This window comes from Lentzea sp. NEAU-D7 (genome assembly GCF_026242055.1).
Lineage (GTDB): Bacteria > Actinomycetota > Actinomycetes > Mycobacteriales > Pseudonocardiaceae > Lentzea.
This window is the reverse complement of record NZ_JAPJDL010000015.1, coordinates 144,834-160,574: the sequence shown is the minus strand read 5'-3', so window position 1 is coordinate 160,574 and position 15,741 is coordinate 144,834. Positions and strand designations below refer to the sequence as shown.

Below are 15,741 nucleotides of genomic sequence, written 5' to 3'. Positions count from 1 at the left end.
ATGGAATCAAACGCGGCTCGGCTCGGCGACCGGATTTACGGAGGGCAGCACCACCCGGAACACGGCTCCCCGCTCGGACGGTTCGCAGGTCAGGTCTCCGCCGTGCGCCCGGATCACGCCGCGTGCGATCGCGAGGCCCAGCCCGGACCCGCCGGACCGCCGGTCGCGGGCGTCGTCGAGCCGCACCAGCCGGTCGAAGATCCGCTCGCGTTCGGCCTCGGGCACGCCGGGCCCGTCGTCGGACACGGTGAACCCCGTGAGGTCGACCCGGATCCGGACGGTCCCCTGTGGACCGGTCGCCTGCCGGGCGTTGTCGACCAGGTTGGCGAGCACCTGCGCGAGCCGTTGCCCGTCCCCGACCACGGCGACCGGGACGCCCTCCGCGGCGATGTCGAAGTCCGGCGCGACGAACCGGGTGCGTGCGACCTCGGCCTCGGCCAGTGCCAGCAGGTCCACCGACTCGCGCTGCATCTCGTACCCGGCGTCGAGCTGGGCGAGCGCGAGCAGGTCGTCCACCAGCCGTCCCGCCCTTCTGGCCTCCCTGACCAGCAGGAACGACATCTGGTCCCGGTCGGGTGAGTCGACGGGGGCCTGCACGAGCGCCTCGGCGACGGCCTGCACGCCGGTGATCGGCGTGCGCAGCTCGTGCGCGGCGTCGGCGACGAACCGCCGGGTGCGCTGCTCGGAGCCCTCCAGCGAGTCGAGCATGCCGTCGAACGCGGCGGCGGTCCGTCCCAGTTCGGTGTCGGTCCTGGACGGATTGAGCCTTCCGCCCCGGTGCCCGGCGGCGATGGCCTGGGCCAGCGAGGTCATGGCGTCCAGCGGCGCCAATGCCTTGCGCACCACCACGACTATCAGCACGCCGGTGATGCCGATCGCCGCGAGTCCCAGGATCAGCAGCAGTTTCCGCAGCCGGTGCTGTGCCTGCGAGATCGCCTCGGTGTCGGCGTAGAGGGTGACCTTGTTGCGCTGGACGGTGCGGACCTGGCGCTCGAACTGCCCCTCTTCGGGCGCGCTGCCGACGGTCGTGCCGTTGGGCAGCTCGATGGTGACGTGGATGTTCCGCTTCGTCAGCACGTTGACGACCTCGGCCGGACGCCTGCCGTTCCTCAGCATCTCCACCGCGCGCGCCCCGGCGTTGTTCAGCACGCCGTCGACGTCCTTGGAGGACTGCCCGGCGAACGTGCGGTCGACCGAGATCACCAGCGCCACGAGCACCAGGAACAGCACGAGCAGCACGGACACCGCCACCCGCCGGCGCAACGAGACCGTGCGGAGGTTCATTCGTCGGCCCGCAGCACGTACCCCAGGCCGCGCACGGTGTGGACGAGCCTGGTGCCGTGCTCCTCGATCTTGCGGCGCACGGCGCTGACGTGGACCTCGACCAGGTTCGGGTCGTAGTCCTCGTAACCCCACACGGCCGTGAGGATCTGCGTCTTGGACACCACGCGTCCGCGCTGGGCCGCCAGGTACACGAGCAGCCGCAGTTCGGTCGCGGTCAGGTCGATCGGCCGGTCGGCGCGCATGACGACACCGGCGTCGGCGTCGACGACCAGGTCGCCGACCTGCACGGTCGACGGCGTGCGGCCGAGGCGGCGCAGCACCGCCGAGACCCGTGCCACGAGCTCGGCCAGCACGAACGGCTTGCCCACGTAGTCGTCGGCGCCGCCGGAGAGTCCGCGCAGCCGGTCCGGGACGCCGTCGCGCGCGGTCAGCATGACCACGCCGGCGCCGGACGAGCGGCGGATGACCTCGAGCAACTGGAAGCCGTCGCGGCCGGGCAGCATCACGTCGAGCACGACCAGGTCGGGGCGGAAGCGACCGAGGTCGGCCTCCAGCTGGCGCCCGTCCAGGCGGTGCTGCACGTCGTACCCGGACTCGCGCAGCGCGGACGACACCGCGGCACCGATCGCCTCGGCGTCCTCGATCACCAACACCCTGGCGGACACCTCACCATTCTGCTGATCATCGGGACTTCGGGCGACTCGCCTTCAGCTTGCGCTCAGCATGCGCGCGCACGCTGGTGCGCATGTCGAAGAAATCAGCGTGGGCCGGTGCCATCGTCGCGGCCGTCGGCCTCACGGTCGGCGGCATCGCGGTCGCGACGGCGGCCGAAGGCCCCGACCGCCCACCGAACGCGGCGTTCGCGGAGCGCCACCTCGGCGCACCCGGCGGCCCCGGCAAGCCCGGCCGTCCGGACAAGGCCAAGCTCAAGGACAGCACTCTCGTCGTCGGACGGGTCAAGTCGGTCGAGACCGGCAAGCTCACGATCACCAAGGACGACGGCAGCGAGGTGTCGCTGACCACCGACGGTTCCACCCGGTTGCGCGGGGGCGACCTCGCCGGGCTCAAGGCCGACCAGCGCGTGACCGTGCGCGTGAAGGACGGCAAGGCGCTGAACGTGGCGCTGGCGAAGGCCCAGGCGCGCGGCACCGTCAAGGACGTCAACGGCGACAACGCCACGTTGATCCAGGTCGACGGGCTGCAGACGCCGCTGGACCTGTCCTCGGTGACCGAGAAGCCGAAGAACGGCGATCTCGTCGCCGTGAAGGGCTCGGTGACCGACGGCAGGACCATCAAGGTGGAGCAGCTGCGTCAGCTGCCGAAGTAAACCTGGGCTCCACGCGGGCCGCCGCGTCTGCGAACATCGCAGTGTGGCGGTTCCGCGAAGCCCGGACAGATGGGTGTTCATCCTGCTGGTCGTCGGACTGGTCGGGATAGGGGTCGCGGTCGCGCTCTTGGTGCCTGCCAGGGTGCTGGGCGCCGAGGAACCCCCTAGACCCGTGACGGCGACAGTCGTCGAGAGCGGTTCGTGCGGCAAAGGCATGGACACCGTCGAATGGGACGCCGGCGGTGAGAAGAAGCAGGCCAAGCTCGACGGCTGCGGTCACACCAAGGGCGAGACCGTCGAGATCGTCAACACCGGCGGCGACATGGTGTCCTCCGCCGCCTCTCTGCCCGTCGGGCTCCCGGTCGGGCGCCGCCTCACCGCGCTGCTGCTGTGCATGGCAGCGCTGGCGGGCGGCTTCTACGCGTTCCTCTTCCGCTACGCGCCTCTGCGCGCACCGGCCGTGATGCCTACTCCTCGCCGGGCGGAACCGGCCTCTTAGCGTTCACGAGGATCTCGACCACGTCGCACGCCATGGCGGCAACGTCGTCGATCTGCTCAGCCAGGTCCATGTCGGTGAAGGTGAAGCACGCGACGCCGTCGGCGATGTCCACGGCGGGCGGTTCGTACGACTTGAGCTGGGCGATGACCCTGCGTTCCGCGTCCGGCGCCAGATCGGCCGAGATCTCGTAGCCGCGGGAGCCCCGGGGTGGGTCCATCCGCAGGTCTTCGGTGAGTTCCGGTGTGTCCAGCACCACCACGAGCGCCGGGACGGTTCTCCCGACGTGGGAGTGACCGGTGGTGCCGAGCCCGCCGGAAGTCGTCGAGGAGAAGACGGCGACCCGGACGGCACGCCCCTCGCGGACTCCCGCCACGGTGCCGCCCCGCCCCAACCCGGGCAGGCCGCTCATCCGCCCGGCCGGCATGTCCTCCTGGTCGGACACCTTCGTCCATCCCGGTGCACCCGCCAGGCGCTCGAGCGAACGGATGGCCGCCGTGGCGGAGCGGAGCCTCCCGCTCTCCTCCCCGGTGTTCACGATCGAGAGCACCACGACCACGACCAGCACGACAAGGCCGATCAGGGTCAGGACCAGCGGCAGATCCACACGTCCTCCAGGGGCACGGCTCCCCGGTGGCGGGAAGCCCCTCATTGGACTACGCGGCGCGCGCCGATTCACTCTTCTCCGGGTGGAGTCACCTTCTTGACGTAGAGCAGCCGGTCTCCCGGCTCGATCGCGTCGGCCTCCGGAGCGTCCACCCGGTACAGCGTCCCGTCCCGCACCACGCCGAGCACGATGTCGGGCAGGTGCCGCGGCGATCCGCCGATCTCGTTCTTCTCGACGTCCCGCTCGGCGATGGCCAGCCCCGCGTCGGGCGTGAGCAGGTCCTCCACCATCGCCACGACGGACGGCGTCGCCGTGGCCATGCCGAGCAGGCGGCCGGCCGTCTCGGACGACACGACGACCGAGTCCGCACCGGACTGCTTGAGCAGGTGCTCGTTCTCGCGTTCCCGCACGGACGCCACGATCTGCGCCTTGGGGGCGAGTTCGCGGGCGGTCAACGTCACCAGCACCGCCGTGTCGTCCCGGTTCGGCGCGACGACGATCGCGCGCGCACGGGCCGCACCGGCGACCTTCAGCACGTCGTTGCGCGTACCGGACCCGTGCACCACGACCAATCCCTTGGCGGACGCCGCGTCCAGCGACTCCTGCACGGTGTCGACGACGACGATCGAGCCGGGGTCGACACCGTCGCCGAGCAGGGCCGCGACCGCGGACCGCCCCTTGGTGCCGTAACCGACGACCACAACGTGGTCCCGCACGACCCGCCTCCACTTCTGAATGCGCAACGCCTGACGGGAGCGCTCGGTGAGAACTTCGAGTGTCGTGCCGACCAGCACGATCAGGAACAGCACCCGCAACGGCGTGATGACCAGGACGTTGATCAGACGGGCCGACGACGACGCGGGCGTGATGTCGCCGTAGCCGGTCGTCGAGAGGGACACCGTCGCGTAGTAGAACGCGTCGAGCAGTGAGACGCCGTCCTCGTTCACGTCGCGGTAGCCGTCGCGGTCCAGGTAGACGATCATCACCGCGAGCAGCAGCGCCCCCATCGCGCCGATGACGCGCTTCAGGATCGCGCGGACAGGGCTCTCGACCTTGTCCGGCATCCTGATCACGCCGACGAGCGAGTGCGACGCTTCATCAGACAGGCTCATCGGGACAACCTCTTCGCGATCTCCGCTTGGGCAAGCATCCGCCACAGGTGAGCGGCCGCCTCCGCGCCTTTGAGGAGCAACGGCACCACTACGCGCTCGTTCGGCGCGTGGACGCGATCATCCGGCAAGGTCGCGCCGAGGTACACGAGGGGCACCCCCAGCCGTTGCTGGAGCACCGCCGCGGGCCCGGACCCGCCGGCCCGCGCGAACCGGACGGGCTGGTCGAACGCGAGTTCCACCGCCCGCTTGACCGCGTCGTTGGCCGGGTCGTCGGGGCTGATCGCGTACGGCGGCACCCCCTCGCCCCGGAAGCCGACCCGCGCCCTGATGCCCGGCGGGGTGTGCTCGGCGACGAACCGGCTGAGCTGCCGCGCGACCTTCTCCGGGTGCTGGTCGGGCACGAGCCGGAAGCTGACCTTCGCGGTGGCGCTCGCGGGGATGATCGTCTTCAGGCCGGGACCGGTGTAGCCGGCGCTGATGCCGTTGACCTCGGCCGTGGGCCGCACCCAGATCCGTTCGAGAGTGCTGTAACCGGTCTCGCCGTGGGTGCCCTGCGCGCCACCACCGTTGCCCTGGAGCCACTTCAGCTCGTCGAACGGCAGCGCGGCGTAGTCCTCGCGCTCCTTTGTGGACGGTTCCAGGACGTCGTCGTAGAAGCCTTCGAGCCGCACCCGGCTGTCGTCGTCGTGCAGCGCGGCGATCAGTTTCGCGAGCGCCGTCGCCGGGTTCGGAATCGCACCGCCCGCGCGCCCGGAATGCACGTCGTCCGTGCCGCCTTCGAACGTGATTTCCGCGCCGAGAACACCTCTTTGCCCAGTGGTGACCGTCGGCGCGTCCCGTTCGTGCAATGCGGTGTCGGTGAACACCACAAGATCACATCCGAGTTCACCTTCGTGATCTTCGAGCAGCTTTCGCAGATGCGGCGATCCCGATTCCTCCTCGCCTTCGACGAAGAGTTTCAGCGTGACGCTCGGCGCATTCTGCCCGGTGGCCGCAAGATGCGCTTTGACCGCGAGCAGGTGCATCGCGACCTGCCCCTTGTCGTCACTGGCGCCGCGCCCCCGGATCTCATCGCCGCTGATCACCGGCTCGAACGGCGGATGCTCCCACCTCTCGAGCGGATCGACGGGCTGGACGTCGTGATGCCCGTAGACGAGCACGGTGGGCGCGTCCGGATCGGCGGAGGGCCAGCAGGCGAACACGGCGGGCAACGCCGGCCCGTCGCCCCAGATCTCGACCTCCGGCCAGCCGTCCTCCCTGAGGGCGTCCGCCAGCCACTCGGCGGATCTCCGCACGTCAGCGTGGTGCGCGGGGTCGACTCCGATGCTCGGAATCCTGATCCACTCGCAGAGCCCGGCCACGAAGGAATCGGTCAGCGCGGCGACAGCGGCGCGTTCGGTGCTTGCGGTGCGTTCGGAATGACGAGAATCACCTGCCACGGCCGTGGAGAATAGGGCAGCCCCGTCTCGCCTACGCGGCGTAGGCATGACAGGGTGACGCCATGGAACCAACCCGTTCCCGAGCGCGGTCGGCGCTGGCGCTCGCCGCACTGCTGGGCCTGGCGGGAGCAACCCACTTCACCAGGCCGAAGTACTACGACGCGATCGTCCCGCGCACGCTGCCCGGCACCCCGAGGCAGTGGACGTACGCGTCAGGCGCAGCCGAACTGGCCGTGGCCGCCGCAGTGGCAGCGCCCCGAACCCGCCGTCTCGGCGCTTTCGCGGCGGCCGCACTCTTCGTGGCCGTGTTCCCAGCGAACGTGAAAATGGCTCTGGATTTCCGGGACAAGTCGCCCAAAGCCCGCGCCATCGCCTACGGCCGCCTGCCTCTGCAGATCCCACTTGTCGCATGGGCCTGGAAAGTGGCGAAAGCCTCACCATGACCACCCTGGGTAATCCTTAACCAAGTATCCCGCAAGCGCTGTCATTTTCTGCGCGAGGAACCTTAGGATGCGCCCTGTGCAAACGCTCCTTCAGCGCGCCGCGACCGCACTCGGCTGGGACGGAGTCGTCGTTCCCGACGTCGCCGTCCTGGGCCAGCAGGTGTCCGCGGTAGTGCGTTTGCTGCCCGACGTGCACGAGTGGAGAACCGAGAACGGCTGGCCCCCGCGAGCCGACCCGTCGTGGTTCCGCTCGTGGTTCGAGCCAGAAGCACACGACCGCCTCCCCGTGGCCGCCGTGGAACTGGTCGGCGTGCTGGTGAGCGAGTCCACTACGGACCGGGCTCTCCAGTCTTGCGGCACCCTCCTGACCCTGGCGCCGTGCGCGGTGATGCTGCCCCGCACCGATGAGTCGCAGGCCTGGTCGTTCATCGAGCTCGACTACTACGGGATCGGTGTCGTCGTGGGTGACGACAGCGTGGCCGAGTTGATGGTGCCGCCTGAGGACCGGTCGCCTGAGTTCGGGCCTTCGTTGTTCGGGCGGTGGTTGCTTGAGGTTTTGTATGAGCGGGTGTTGAAGGCTTCGCACGCGCCTGCTGGGAGTAGCCCGCAGGGTTGAGGCGGCTGCACGCGCTGGTTGGCGGGAGGGTTGGGTCGGCCGCACGTACCGACTGGCGGCAGGCCGCAGGACTGGGTCGGCCGCGGGGCTGGGTGGCCGCACGCACTAACTGGCGGCAGGCCGTAGGACTGCGTTGCCCGCAGGGCTGAGTGGCCGCACGTACCGACTGGCGGCAGGCCGCAGGGCTGCGTTGCCCGCAGGGCTGAGTAGCCGCACGCTGGCTGGTTGCAGGGCTGGGCTGTGGGGCCCGCCGCGCGCACTGGATGGCAGCAGCCGCGGAGCTGAACCCACCGCAGGGCCGCTGCGCCGCAACTGACAGCTGCCCGCAGAACTGAGCCGGTCCGAGCCACCGCATCCAGGCCAACGGCCGCTGCCGCCCCTCGCGCGCGGTCTACGACGCCACAGCTCTTCCGGACGCCACAGCCCTCGCACACCATCATGACGGCGGCCGGACCCGACGGAGGCCGAGCCGCTGCTGCCCCCGCGCGCTTCCTTGTCACGCAACGAGTGAAACGCGCTTTGGGTTCCCGTCTATCCACAGGCTACCCAGCAGCCGATAACCGCAGGTCAGAAAGTCGCAACCTGTGGACAACTCGCGATCATGACTCCGAGAAGATCAGGTTCGCTCCACAGTCAGCCCCCAGAGAGCGGATCAGGTCGTCTCCACCGACCGGATCAGGTCCTTCAGGCCGTCCTCGTCCAGCAGGTCCGCCGGCCGCACCGTGTGGTCGTGCCGCACGTAGTGGAAAGCGGCCCGCACCTGCTCCAGCGGCGCGCCGGACAGGGCCGCCCATGCCAGGCGGTATGCCGCCAGCTGCACGGACAGGGCGGGCAGGGCCTCGGCGTCCGGGACCGCGCCCGTCTTCCAGTCCACGACGGTCCAGCCGTCGGGGTCGCGGTACACGGCGTCCATGCGGCCGCGGACCGAGATGCCGTCGAACTCCGCCTCGAACGGCACTTCCACGTCGTGCGGGGTGCGGTCTGACCAGGCGCTGGCCAGGAACGACTCCTTCAGGCGTTCCAGGTCCGCGTCCGGGGCTGCGTCGGCGTCGCCTGCGCCTGGTAGTTCGTCTATGTCCAGGAGGCGGGTGGCGCCGAAGCGGTTTTCCAGCCACGTGTGGAAGGCCGTGCCCCTGCGGGCCAGGGGGTTCGGGGGGAACGGGAGCGGGCGGCGCAGGCGGCGGGCCAGGAGGTCCGGGTCCTTCGCCAGTTCCACCAGTTGTGAGACCGAGAGGTGGTCTGGGAGGGCCACCTGTTCTCGGCGGTTCTGGGAGGCGGCGCGTTCGGCCAGGAGGACGTCCACGTCCTTCGCCCAGCCTTCCGGGTCGTCGTCCAGGGGGAGTTCCGGGTCGTCGGGTACGACGTCGTCCGGGAGTGGTTCGGGCTCCGGCGGGAAGTCCTCGTCCGGGGGCTCGTCGGTGGGGGGCGGGTAGTCCTCGTCGAGCACTTCGGCCGGGGGCTCTTCGAAGATCAGCGGTAGTGGTTGTGGTGGTGCGTTGCGCAGGGCGTCCAGGGCGGTCAGGACCATCTGGGCTCCCTCGACCACGGCGTCGCGGCGTTTGCCCAGGGGGTCGGACGGCCAGATCGAGGACTTCACGTCCTCGGCTAGCGGGTTCGGGGTGTCCGCGTCCGGCTCGGGTGCCCAGCAGGACACGTCGCCGGGCGGGTTGTCGCGTTGCAGGACCTCGTGCATCTCCTGCAGGAAGACCGACGGGCCCTTGGGCTTGTCGCCTGCCTCGGCCCACCAGTGGCCCGACATCAGCAGGCTGTGTTCGGCTCGGGTGACGCCCACGTAGAAGAGGCGGCGTTCCTCGACGAGGCGGCGCTCTTCGAACTCCTCGGCGTGGATGGTGAGCGCCTCGTCGACCTCCTTGCGGTTGTAGCCGGCGGACAGCTTCAACGTGGGCAGGTCGGCCGCGTCGCCGCGCAGCGGGGCGGGCAGTTCGGTCACGGACTTGAGCCAGCACGAGGACTTCTTGCGGCCCGGGAACACGTCGCGGACCAGGTGCGGCAGCGCGACGATGTGCCACTCCAGGCCCTTCGCGGAGTGGACGGTGAGGATCTGCACGCGGTCTTCGGAGACCTCGACCTCGCCGGGTTCGAGGCCGTCTTCGGCGTGCTCCGCCGTGTAGAGGTAGTCGAGCAGCGACGGGAGCGTGGCGGACGGGGAGGCGGCGGCGAAGTCCGTCACGACGTCGGCGAAGGCGTCCAGGTGGGCGCGGCCGACCATGCCGGGGCGCGACATCGACTCGATGTCCAGCAGCAGGGTGCGTTCGACGTCGGCCACGAGTTCGGGCAGCGGCTGGTCGAGCCTGCGCCGCAACGCCGCGAGCTCGCCGCCGAGCCGCCGGATTCGCCGGTAGCCGTCGGTGGAGTAGGCGTCCGGGTCGCCTGGGTCGTCGAGGGCGTCGGCCAGGCCCGCCTGTTCGGCGTGTTCGCCGGGCAACGCGTCCGCCAGCACCAGCAGTGGATCGTCCACAACGGACTGTCGCGGTGCGACGCCCGCCAGGTCGCGGGCGCGGGACCACAGGGCGGCCAGGTCGACGGCCGCCAGGCGCCAGCGCGAGCCGGTCAGGAGGCGGGCGGCGGCGGTGCCCGCCAGGGGGTCGACGAGCACCCTCAGGGCCGACACCAGGTCGCGCACCTCGGGTTCGTCCAGCAGGCCGCCGAGGCCGACGACCTCGACCGGCAGGCCGCGTTCGCGCAGGGCCGCGGCGATGGCGGACATGTCCGAACGGCGGCGCACCAGCACGGCGGCGGTCGGTGGCACGCCCTCGGTGTCGAGGTGCGCTTCCCATTGCGCCGCGACGTTGTCCGCCATCCAGTCGAGCTCCTGGCGGATGTCGGCGTGCAACGCCAGCCGGACGTCGCCCGGTCCGGCACCGGGCCTCGCGCGCAGCTCCTCGACGTCCAGTCCGGCCTCCCGCAACGGCAGCGAGACGGCGTTGGCGAGCTCGAGGACCTCGGGCGGGTTGCGGAAACTGGTCAGCAGCCCGAACTTCTTCGTCGGCGGGAAGTCGTCGGCGAAGCGCGGGAGGTTCGCGGCCGACGCCCCGCGCCAGCCGTAGATGGCCTGTGCAGGGTCGCCCACGGACGTCACCGGCATCGGCTTTCCCTCGCCGAACAACGACCGCAGCAACACGCGTTGCGCGTGCCCGGTGTCCTGGTACTCGTCCAGCAGGACGGCGCCGTACCGCTCGCGTTCCCCGGTGGACACCTCGTCGAAGGCGGCCAGCTGCGCTGCCAGCGACATCTGGTCCGCGAAGTCCAGCGCGGCTTCCTTGCGCTTGCGCTGCTGGTACGCGTCCAGCAACGGCAGCATCGCGATCCGCAGCCGTTGTGCCGCAACGATCTCGCGCAGCTTCTCCGGCAACGCGTCCCGCTGGCGGGGCGCGCGCGGCGCGTTCTCGACCAGCGCGCAGAACTCCAGGGCGTGCGCTTCCAACGCCTCGGGTGTCACCAGGTGCTCGCCCAGTTCCCCGGCCAGGGACAGCAGGTACCCGGTGATCGTCGCCGGCACCTTGTCCGTGTCCAGGTCGCGGGCCCACGTCGACACCACCCGGTGCGCGAGCTGCCACGACGCCGTCTGCGTCAGCAGCCGCACGCCGGGCTCCACCGGCAACCGGAGCCCGTGCTCGGTGACCAGGCGTCCCGCGTAGGCGTGGTACGTCAGCACCACGGGCTCGCCGGTCAGCACGGCCATCTTGCGCTCGCCGCTGGGGTCGAGATCGTCCAGGAGGGACGATCCGGCCAGCCTGCGCAGCCGGGCACGCACCCGGTCGGCGAGCTGGCGCGCGGCCTTGCGCGTGAACGTGAGGCCGAGCACGCGATCGGGCAGTACAAGCCCGTTGGCCACCAGCCACACGACGCGCGCGGCCATGGTCTCGGTCTTGCCGGCTCCGGCGCCCGCGATGACCAGCGCGGGCTGCGCTGGTGCGGCGATCACCTCGGCCTGCTCGGGAGTCGGCTTGTTCAGCCCGAGCGCCTCAGCGATCTCAAACGGGCTGACGGTCACCAGTACATCTTCCTACCCGGGCCGGACGCGTCCGCACCACCCGGGACGGTGTGTTCGCCGACAGTTCGAGCGTGTGAAACACGCAGGTCAACAGTACTTACTCGCTGACCTGCCGGCCGGACGGGTGGACCGGGCACGTCGTGCGGGCCGGGCAGCGGTCGCAGTCGGCGTTCTCCCGCGCCGTGTAGTTCGGCCCGAGCACGGACTCCGCGGCGCCCTGCACGACCTCCAGCCACGCCTGCACGCCCTGCTCGTCCAGCGGCGCCTGGGTGCGTTCGACGGCTCCTGTCTTCTTGTCCTCCTTCGCGACGTAGAGCAGGCGGGCACCGCCTGGCTCGGTTCCGAGTCCGATGTGGGTGAAGCCGCCCAGCGACGACGCGAGCTGGTAGACGGCCAGCTGCGGGTGTTCCTGCGACGCCTCGCGCGACACCGGGCTCTTGCCGGTCTTGAGGTCGATCACCACCGGGCGGCCGTCCTCGTCCTTCTCGAGACGGTCGACCCGGCCCCTGACCTGCAGCCACGGCCCGCCGTCGCGCTTGGGCACGTCGACGACCATCTCCTCCTCGACCGCGACCTGCGTGAGCTGGCTGCGGCTCATGGCCAGCCACGCGAGGAACGTGTCGAGCATCTTCTCCACCCGCATGCGTTCGCGGCGGGAGAACCACGGGGCGCCGGCGTCCACGGCGGCCCACGCCTCGTCGAGCTTCGCCCTGAGCTGTTGGGCGTCGGCACCGGACGACGCCGCCTGTGCCAGTGCGTGGACGAGCGTGCCCGTCACCGAGGCGAGCTCGGCCGGGTCCTGCCCGCCGTGCCGCTCGACGACCCAGCGCAGCGGGCACTTCGTGATCACCTCGATGGTCGACGGCGTCACGCTGACCTTCTGCTCTTCGGTCCACAGTGGAGCGTCGACGGACACTTCCGCGAGGCCGTACCAGGACTCCGGGTGCGCGCCGGGCACGCCCGCCTCGGCGAGCCGGGCCAGCTGCTCGGCGGCACGCGCACGCCGGTCGGGGTCCTCGGAGTCCGAGCACACGACCCGGCGCAGCTCGCCGACCAGTTCGCCGAGCACCAGGCCGCGCTGCGGCCGGTGCAGCTTCCGCTCGTCCTCGGCGGACGACTCGATCTCGTCGAGGAACCGCGACGGCTGCTCGTCCTCCCCCCGCACGGCGCTGATCAGCAGCTTCGACCGCGCCCGCGAGGCGGCGACCAGCAGCAGCCGGCGTTCCTCTGCGAGGATCGGCGCCACCGCCGACACCGAGGGCTCCAGCCCGGCCAGCACGTCCACCATGCGTTCGACGCCGAGCACCGTGCCGCGCAGCCTCAGGTCCGGCCAGCTGCCCTCCTGGACGCCGGGGACCGCGACGACCTCCCACTCGCGCCCGGCGGCCGAATGCGCCGTCAGCACGGACACCGCCTCGCCGGTCGGGGCCGAGGCGGCCAGCGTGTCGCCGACGATCCGTTGCGACTCCAGGTAGTCCGCGAACCCGGCGACACCCGACCCCGGCAACCGGTCGACGTACTTCGCGGCCGCCTCGAACAACGCCACGATCGCGTCGAGATCGCGGTCCGCCTGCATGCCGAGCAGCCCGCGCCGGGCCGACTGCGCCACCCAGCGCTCCTGCAGACCTGTGGCCGTCCACAGGTCCCACAGCACGACCTCGACGGACTTGCCCGCCTCGATCGCCTTGCGCGCCAACGCCAGCAGGTGCCCGATCCGCCGCGCGGGCAACGACTCCGCGTCCTCCAGGGCGGCCAGCCTGTCCCCGGTCTCCACGACCTCGACCAGCAGGTCACCGCTCGGCCGGTCACCTCCCGCGGCCATCTCCAGGCGCCGCAGACCACGCCGCAACCGCCGCAGCGCCAACGGATCCGCGCCACCGTACGAGGAGGACAGCAGCATCGCCGCCGTGTCCTCGTCCAGCGAGCCCGGCGAGGCGGCGGCACGGACGAGAGCGAGCAACGGACGCACGGACGGCTGCTGCGCCAGCGGCAGCTCGTCCGACGCGACGGACACCGGCACACCGGCGGCGAGCAGGGCCCGTTGCAGCACCGGCAGGGACAACGTCGCCGACCGCACCACCACGGCCATCTGCGACCACGGCACCTCGTCCGCCAGGTGCGAACGCCGCAGCTGGTCCGCCACCCAGGCCGCCTCCTGCGCGGACGACGCGAGCAGCCGCACCTGCACGGAGCCCTCGCCGTCGACCGGATCGACCGCGCGGGCAGGTGAGGCGCCGGGCAGGCGGGCAGCCAGCCGGGCCACCGCGTCCCGGACCTCGGGCATCATCCGGTGCGACTGCCGCAGTACGACCGTCTCGCCGTCGGCGTCGCGCAGGATCTCCGGATCGGCGCCGCGGAACGTGAAGATCGCCTGGTCCGGATCACCGGCCAGCACGAACCGCGCGGCCCCCGACCCGAGCGAGCGGATCAGCGAGTACTGCATCGGGTCGAGGTGCTGCGCGTCGTCGACCAGCAGGTACCGCACGCGCCGCCGTTCGGCGAACAGCAGGTCCTCGTCGTTCACGAACGCCGCGTAGGCCGACGACACCAGCTCGGCCGCGTCGTAGGCGGGGGCGTACGCCGTCGCGGAGTCCATCCCGGACAGCAGGTTCACCGCCTCGTACTGCGCCCCGAACCGCCCGGCCGCGACCCATTCGTCGCGCCCGTGCTGCTCGCCGAGCTCGATCAGGTCCTCCGGCCCCAGCCCGCGTTCCGCCGCGCGCAGCAGCAGATCCCGCAGCTCGTGCGCGAACCCGGGCAGCTCCAGCGCGGGCCGCAGCCGTTCCGGCCACTTCAACGCGCCCAGCTCCACGTCACCGGCGAGCAGTTCGCGCACCATCGCGTCCTGGTCCGGGCCCGACAGCAACCGCGGCGGCGGCTCGCCCAGCAGCACCGCCTGGGTGCGCAGTACCGCGAACGCGTAGGAGTGCACGGTCCGCACGAGCGGTTCGCGGATCGCCGACAACCGGCCCGTCAGCAACTGCGTGATCCGCGCGCGCAACGCCACCGACGCGCGCCTGTTCGCCGTCAGCACGAGCACGTTCTCCGGATCGGCCCCGCGCTCCAGCACGACGTGCGCGGCCAGCTCGGCGAGCAGCGTCGTCTTGCCGGTGCCGGGGCCGCCGAGCACCCGGACGAAGCCCTCGTGCTCGAAGACCCGCTGGGCAGCGGCGTCCCACCGGGGACGCGGGCGCGTCTCCGGCTTCCGGCGGACCAGCTGGGGTGCAAGTGCCACGACCCGATTGCACCACGCGGCACCGACAAGATCGTCAGAGCCTGCCGGGACCAGCGCGAAACAGGGCCCGACGATCCAGGAGCCGATTCCGTCTACCTTCTTGACAGAGAGCGGTGGTCTAGTCCATTTTTGAAGACGTTGTGAGCCCCCTCACTGCCAGCTCCGCCGCCCTGGACCGAGCAGTCTCTGGAGGACTGATGAAGCGGTTCCTCGTCGGCGCAGTCGCCGCCACGTGCGCGGCGATCATGCTGCCCACGACCGCACAGGCGGCCGTCAACCCCGTGCTCGCGGCGCCCTACCTCTACCAGTGGGGCGGCCAGCCCGATCCCGCCACAGTGATGCAGCAGACGGGCATCAGGTCGTTCACCCTCGCGTTCATCCTCAGCGACGGCACGTGCAACCCGAAGTGGGACGGCTCCCGCTCGCTGACCGGATCGGACAAGACCCTGATCAACTCGATCCGCGCGGCCGGCGGTGACGCCGTGCCGTCGATCGGCGGCTGGTCCGGCAACAAGCTGGGCCAGTTCTGCAGTTCGCCGGCCGCGCTCGCCGGCGCCTACCAGAAGGTGATCGACGCCTACGCGCTCAAGGCGATCGACATCGACATCGAGGCCGCCGAGTTCGAGAACAACACCACGCAGGACCGCGTCCTCGGCGCACTGAAGATCATCAAGCAGAACAACCCCGGCGTGAAGACGGTCGTCACCATGCCGACCGACCGCACCGGCCCGAACTCCTGGGGCAAGCGCCTGATCACGCGCGCCAAGGAACTCGGCGCACCGATCGACACGTGGGCCGTCATGCCGTTCGACTGGGGCAGCGGCGGGGACATGGTCGCGTACACCAAGAGCGCGGTCGACGGCCTGAAGAACCACGTCAAGTCGACGTACGGCCTCACCGACGACGCGGCGTACCGGCGCAGCGGCCTGTCGTCGATGAACGGCAAGACCGACACCGGCGAGACCGTCACCCCGCAGAACTTCCGCGACATCGTCGCCTGGTCCAACTCCAGGCACCTGTCACGGGTGTCGTTCTGGGCCGTGAACCGGGACCGCGGCAACTGCGGGGCCATGAGCTCCTCGTGCAGCGGCATCAACCAGCAGACCTACGAGTTCACCAAGGCCCTGGCGAAGTTCACCGGGTAGAAGACTTCTCCGGTGGCCGGAC

At 70.8% G+C, this 15,741-nt stretch carries 12 protein-coding genes; 5 read left to right on the top strand and 7 right to left on the bottom strand.

The genetic code is table 11. The features are described 5' to 3' along the window. Positions 1–6: 6 nt before the first annotated feature. Together ORI60_RS28050 and ORI60_RS28045 are read right to left on the bottom strand one after the other, a co-directional pair. On the bottom strand, positions 7–1,284 hold the full coding sequence (locus tag ORI60_RS28050; RefSeq protein ID WP_266040995.1) for a sensor histidine kinase: 1,278 nt from the start codon (positions 1,282–1,284) through the stop codon (positions 7–9). Next, entirely contained in the window at positions 1,281–1,949 is a 669-nt protein-coding gene (locus tag ORI60_RS28045) for a response regulator transcription factor (RefSeq protein ID WP_266040994.1), read from the bottom strand. The genes ORI60_RS28050 and ORI60_RS28045 overlap by 4 nt, the downstream gene beginning before the upstream one ends. 80 nt (positions 1,950–2,029) lie before the next feature. Here ORI60_RS28045 and ORI60_RS28040 point away from each other — a divergent pair, with 80 nt between their 5' ends. Continuing rightward, positions 2,030–2,611, top strand: a complete 582-nt coding sequence (locus tag ORI60_RS28040; RefSeq protein WP_266040993.1) for a hypothetical protein — start codon at positions 2,030–2,032, stop codon at positions 2,609–2,611. A 43-nt stretch (positions 2,612–2,654) separates the two neighbouring features. Beyond that, positions 2,655–3,110 carry a hypothetical protein gene (locus ORI60_RS28035; RefSeq protein WP_266040992.1) on the top strand — a complete coding sequence of 152 codons (456 nt, stop codon included), beginning with the start codon at positions 2,655–2,657 and terminating at the stop codon, positions 3,108–3,110. Here the strand turns inward: ORI60_RS28035 and ORI60_RS28030 are convergent. The 3 genes from ORI60_RS28030 to ORI60_RS28020 form a co-directional block, all read right to left on the bottom strand. After that, positions 3,079–3,714 carry a hypothetical protein gene (locus ORI60_RS28030; RefSeq protein WP_266040991.1) on the bottom strand — a complete coding sequence of 212 codons (636 nt, stop codon included), beginning with the start codon at positions 3,712–3,714 and terminating at the stop codon, positions 3,079–3,081. The genes ORI60_RS28035 and ORI60_RS28030 overlap by 32 nt on opposite strands. 68 nt (positions 3,715–3,782) lie before the next feature. Continuing rightward, the gene (locus ORI60_RS28025) at positions 3,783–4,826 is read right to left on the bottom strand and encodes a potassium channel family protein (RefSeq protein ID WP_266040990.1); all 1,044 of its coding nucleotides are present in this window, start codon (positions 4,824–4,826) and stop codon (positions 3,783–3,785) included. Then, positions 4,823–6,265: a M20/M25/M40 family metallo-hydrolase gene (locus tag ORI60_RS28020; RefSeq protein WP_266040989.1), complete on the bottom strand. Its 1,443-nt coding sequence runs from the start codon at positions 6,263–6,265 to the stop codon at positions 4,823–4,825. The genes ORI60_RS28025 and ORI60_RS28020 overlap by 4 nt, the downstream gene beginning before the upstream one ends. A gap of 62 nt (positions 6,266–6,327) precedes the next feature. On the opposite strand from ORI60_RS28020, the gene ORI60_RS28015 reads away from it, so the two are divergent. Together ORI60_RS28015 and ORI60_RS28010 are read left to right on the top strand one after the other, a co-directional pair. Then, the gene (locus ORI60_RS28015; RefSeq protein ID WP_266040988.1) at positions 6,328–6,708 is read left to right on the top strand and encodes a MauE/DoxX family redox-associated membrane protein; all 381 of its coding nucleotides are present in this window, start codon (positions 6,328–6,330) and stop codon (positions 6,706–6,708) included. Between the two features lie 76 nt (positions 6,709–6,784). Beyond that, on the top strand, positions 6,785–7,324 hold the full coding sequence (locus ORI60_RS28010) for a hypothetical protein (protein WP_266040987.1): 540 nt from the start codon (positions 6,785–6,787) through the stop codon (positions 7,322–7,324). 652 nt (positions 7,325–7,976) lie between these two features. On the opposite strand, the gene ORI60_RS28005 is transcribed toward ORI60_RS28010, so the two are convergent. Together ORI60_RS28005 and ORI60_RS28000 are read right to left on the bottom strand one after the other, a co-directional pair. Next, positions 7,977–11,339, bottom strand: a complete 3,363-nt coding sequence (locus ORI60_RS28005) for an ATP-dependent helicase (protein ID WP_266040986.1) — start codon at positions 11,337–11,339, stop codon at positions 7,977–7,979. Between the two features lie 97 nt (positions 11,340–11,436). Next, positions 11,437–14,574, bottom strand: a complete 3,138-nt coding sequence (locus tag ORI60_RS28000; protein ID WP_266040985.1) for an ATP-dependent helicase — start codon at positions 14,572–14,574, stop codon at positions 11,437–11,439. 197 nt (positions 14,575–14,771) lie between these two features. Here ORI60_RS28000 and ORI60_RS27995 point away from each other — a divergent pair, with 197 nt between their 5' ends. Then, positions 14,772–15,719, top strand: coding sequence for a chitinase (locus tag ORI60_RS27995; protein ID WP_266040984.1), 948 nt, complete (start codon positions 14,772–14,774; stop codon positions 15,717–15,719). Positions 15,720–15,741 lie beyond the last annotated feature (22 nt).

Coding starts and splice junctions, on each gene's coding strand:
- ORI60_RS27995 (WP_266040984.1), top strand. CDS start 14,772: ATGAAGCGGTTCCTCGTCGGCGCAGTCGCCGCCACGTGCGCGGCGATC.
- ORI60_RS28015 (WP_266040988.1), top strand. CDS start 6,328: ATGGAACCAACCCGTTCCCGAGCGCGGTCGGCGCTGGCGCTCGCCGCA.
- ORI60_RS28050 (WP_266040995.1), bottom strand. CDS start 1,284: ATGAACCTCCGCACGGTCTCGTTGCGCCGGCGGGTGGCGGTGTCCGTG.
- ORI60_RS28025 (WP_266040990.1), bottom strand. CDS start 4,826: ATGAGCCTGTCTGATGAAGCGTCGCACTCGCTCGTCGGCGTGATCAGG.
- ORI60_RS28040 (WP_266040993.1), top strand. CDS start 2,030: ATGTCGAAGAAATCAGCGTGGGCCGGTGCCATCGTCGCGGCCGTCGGC.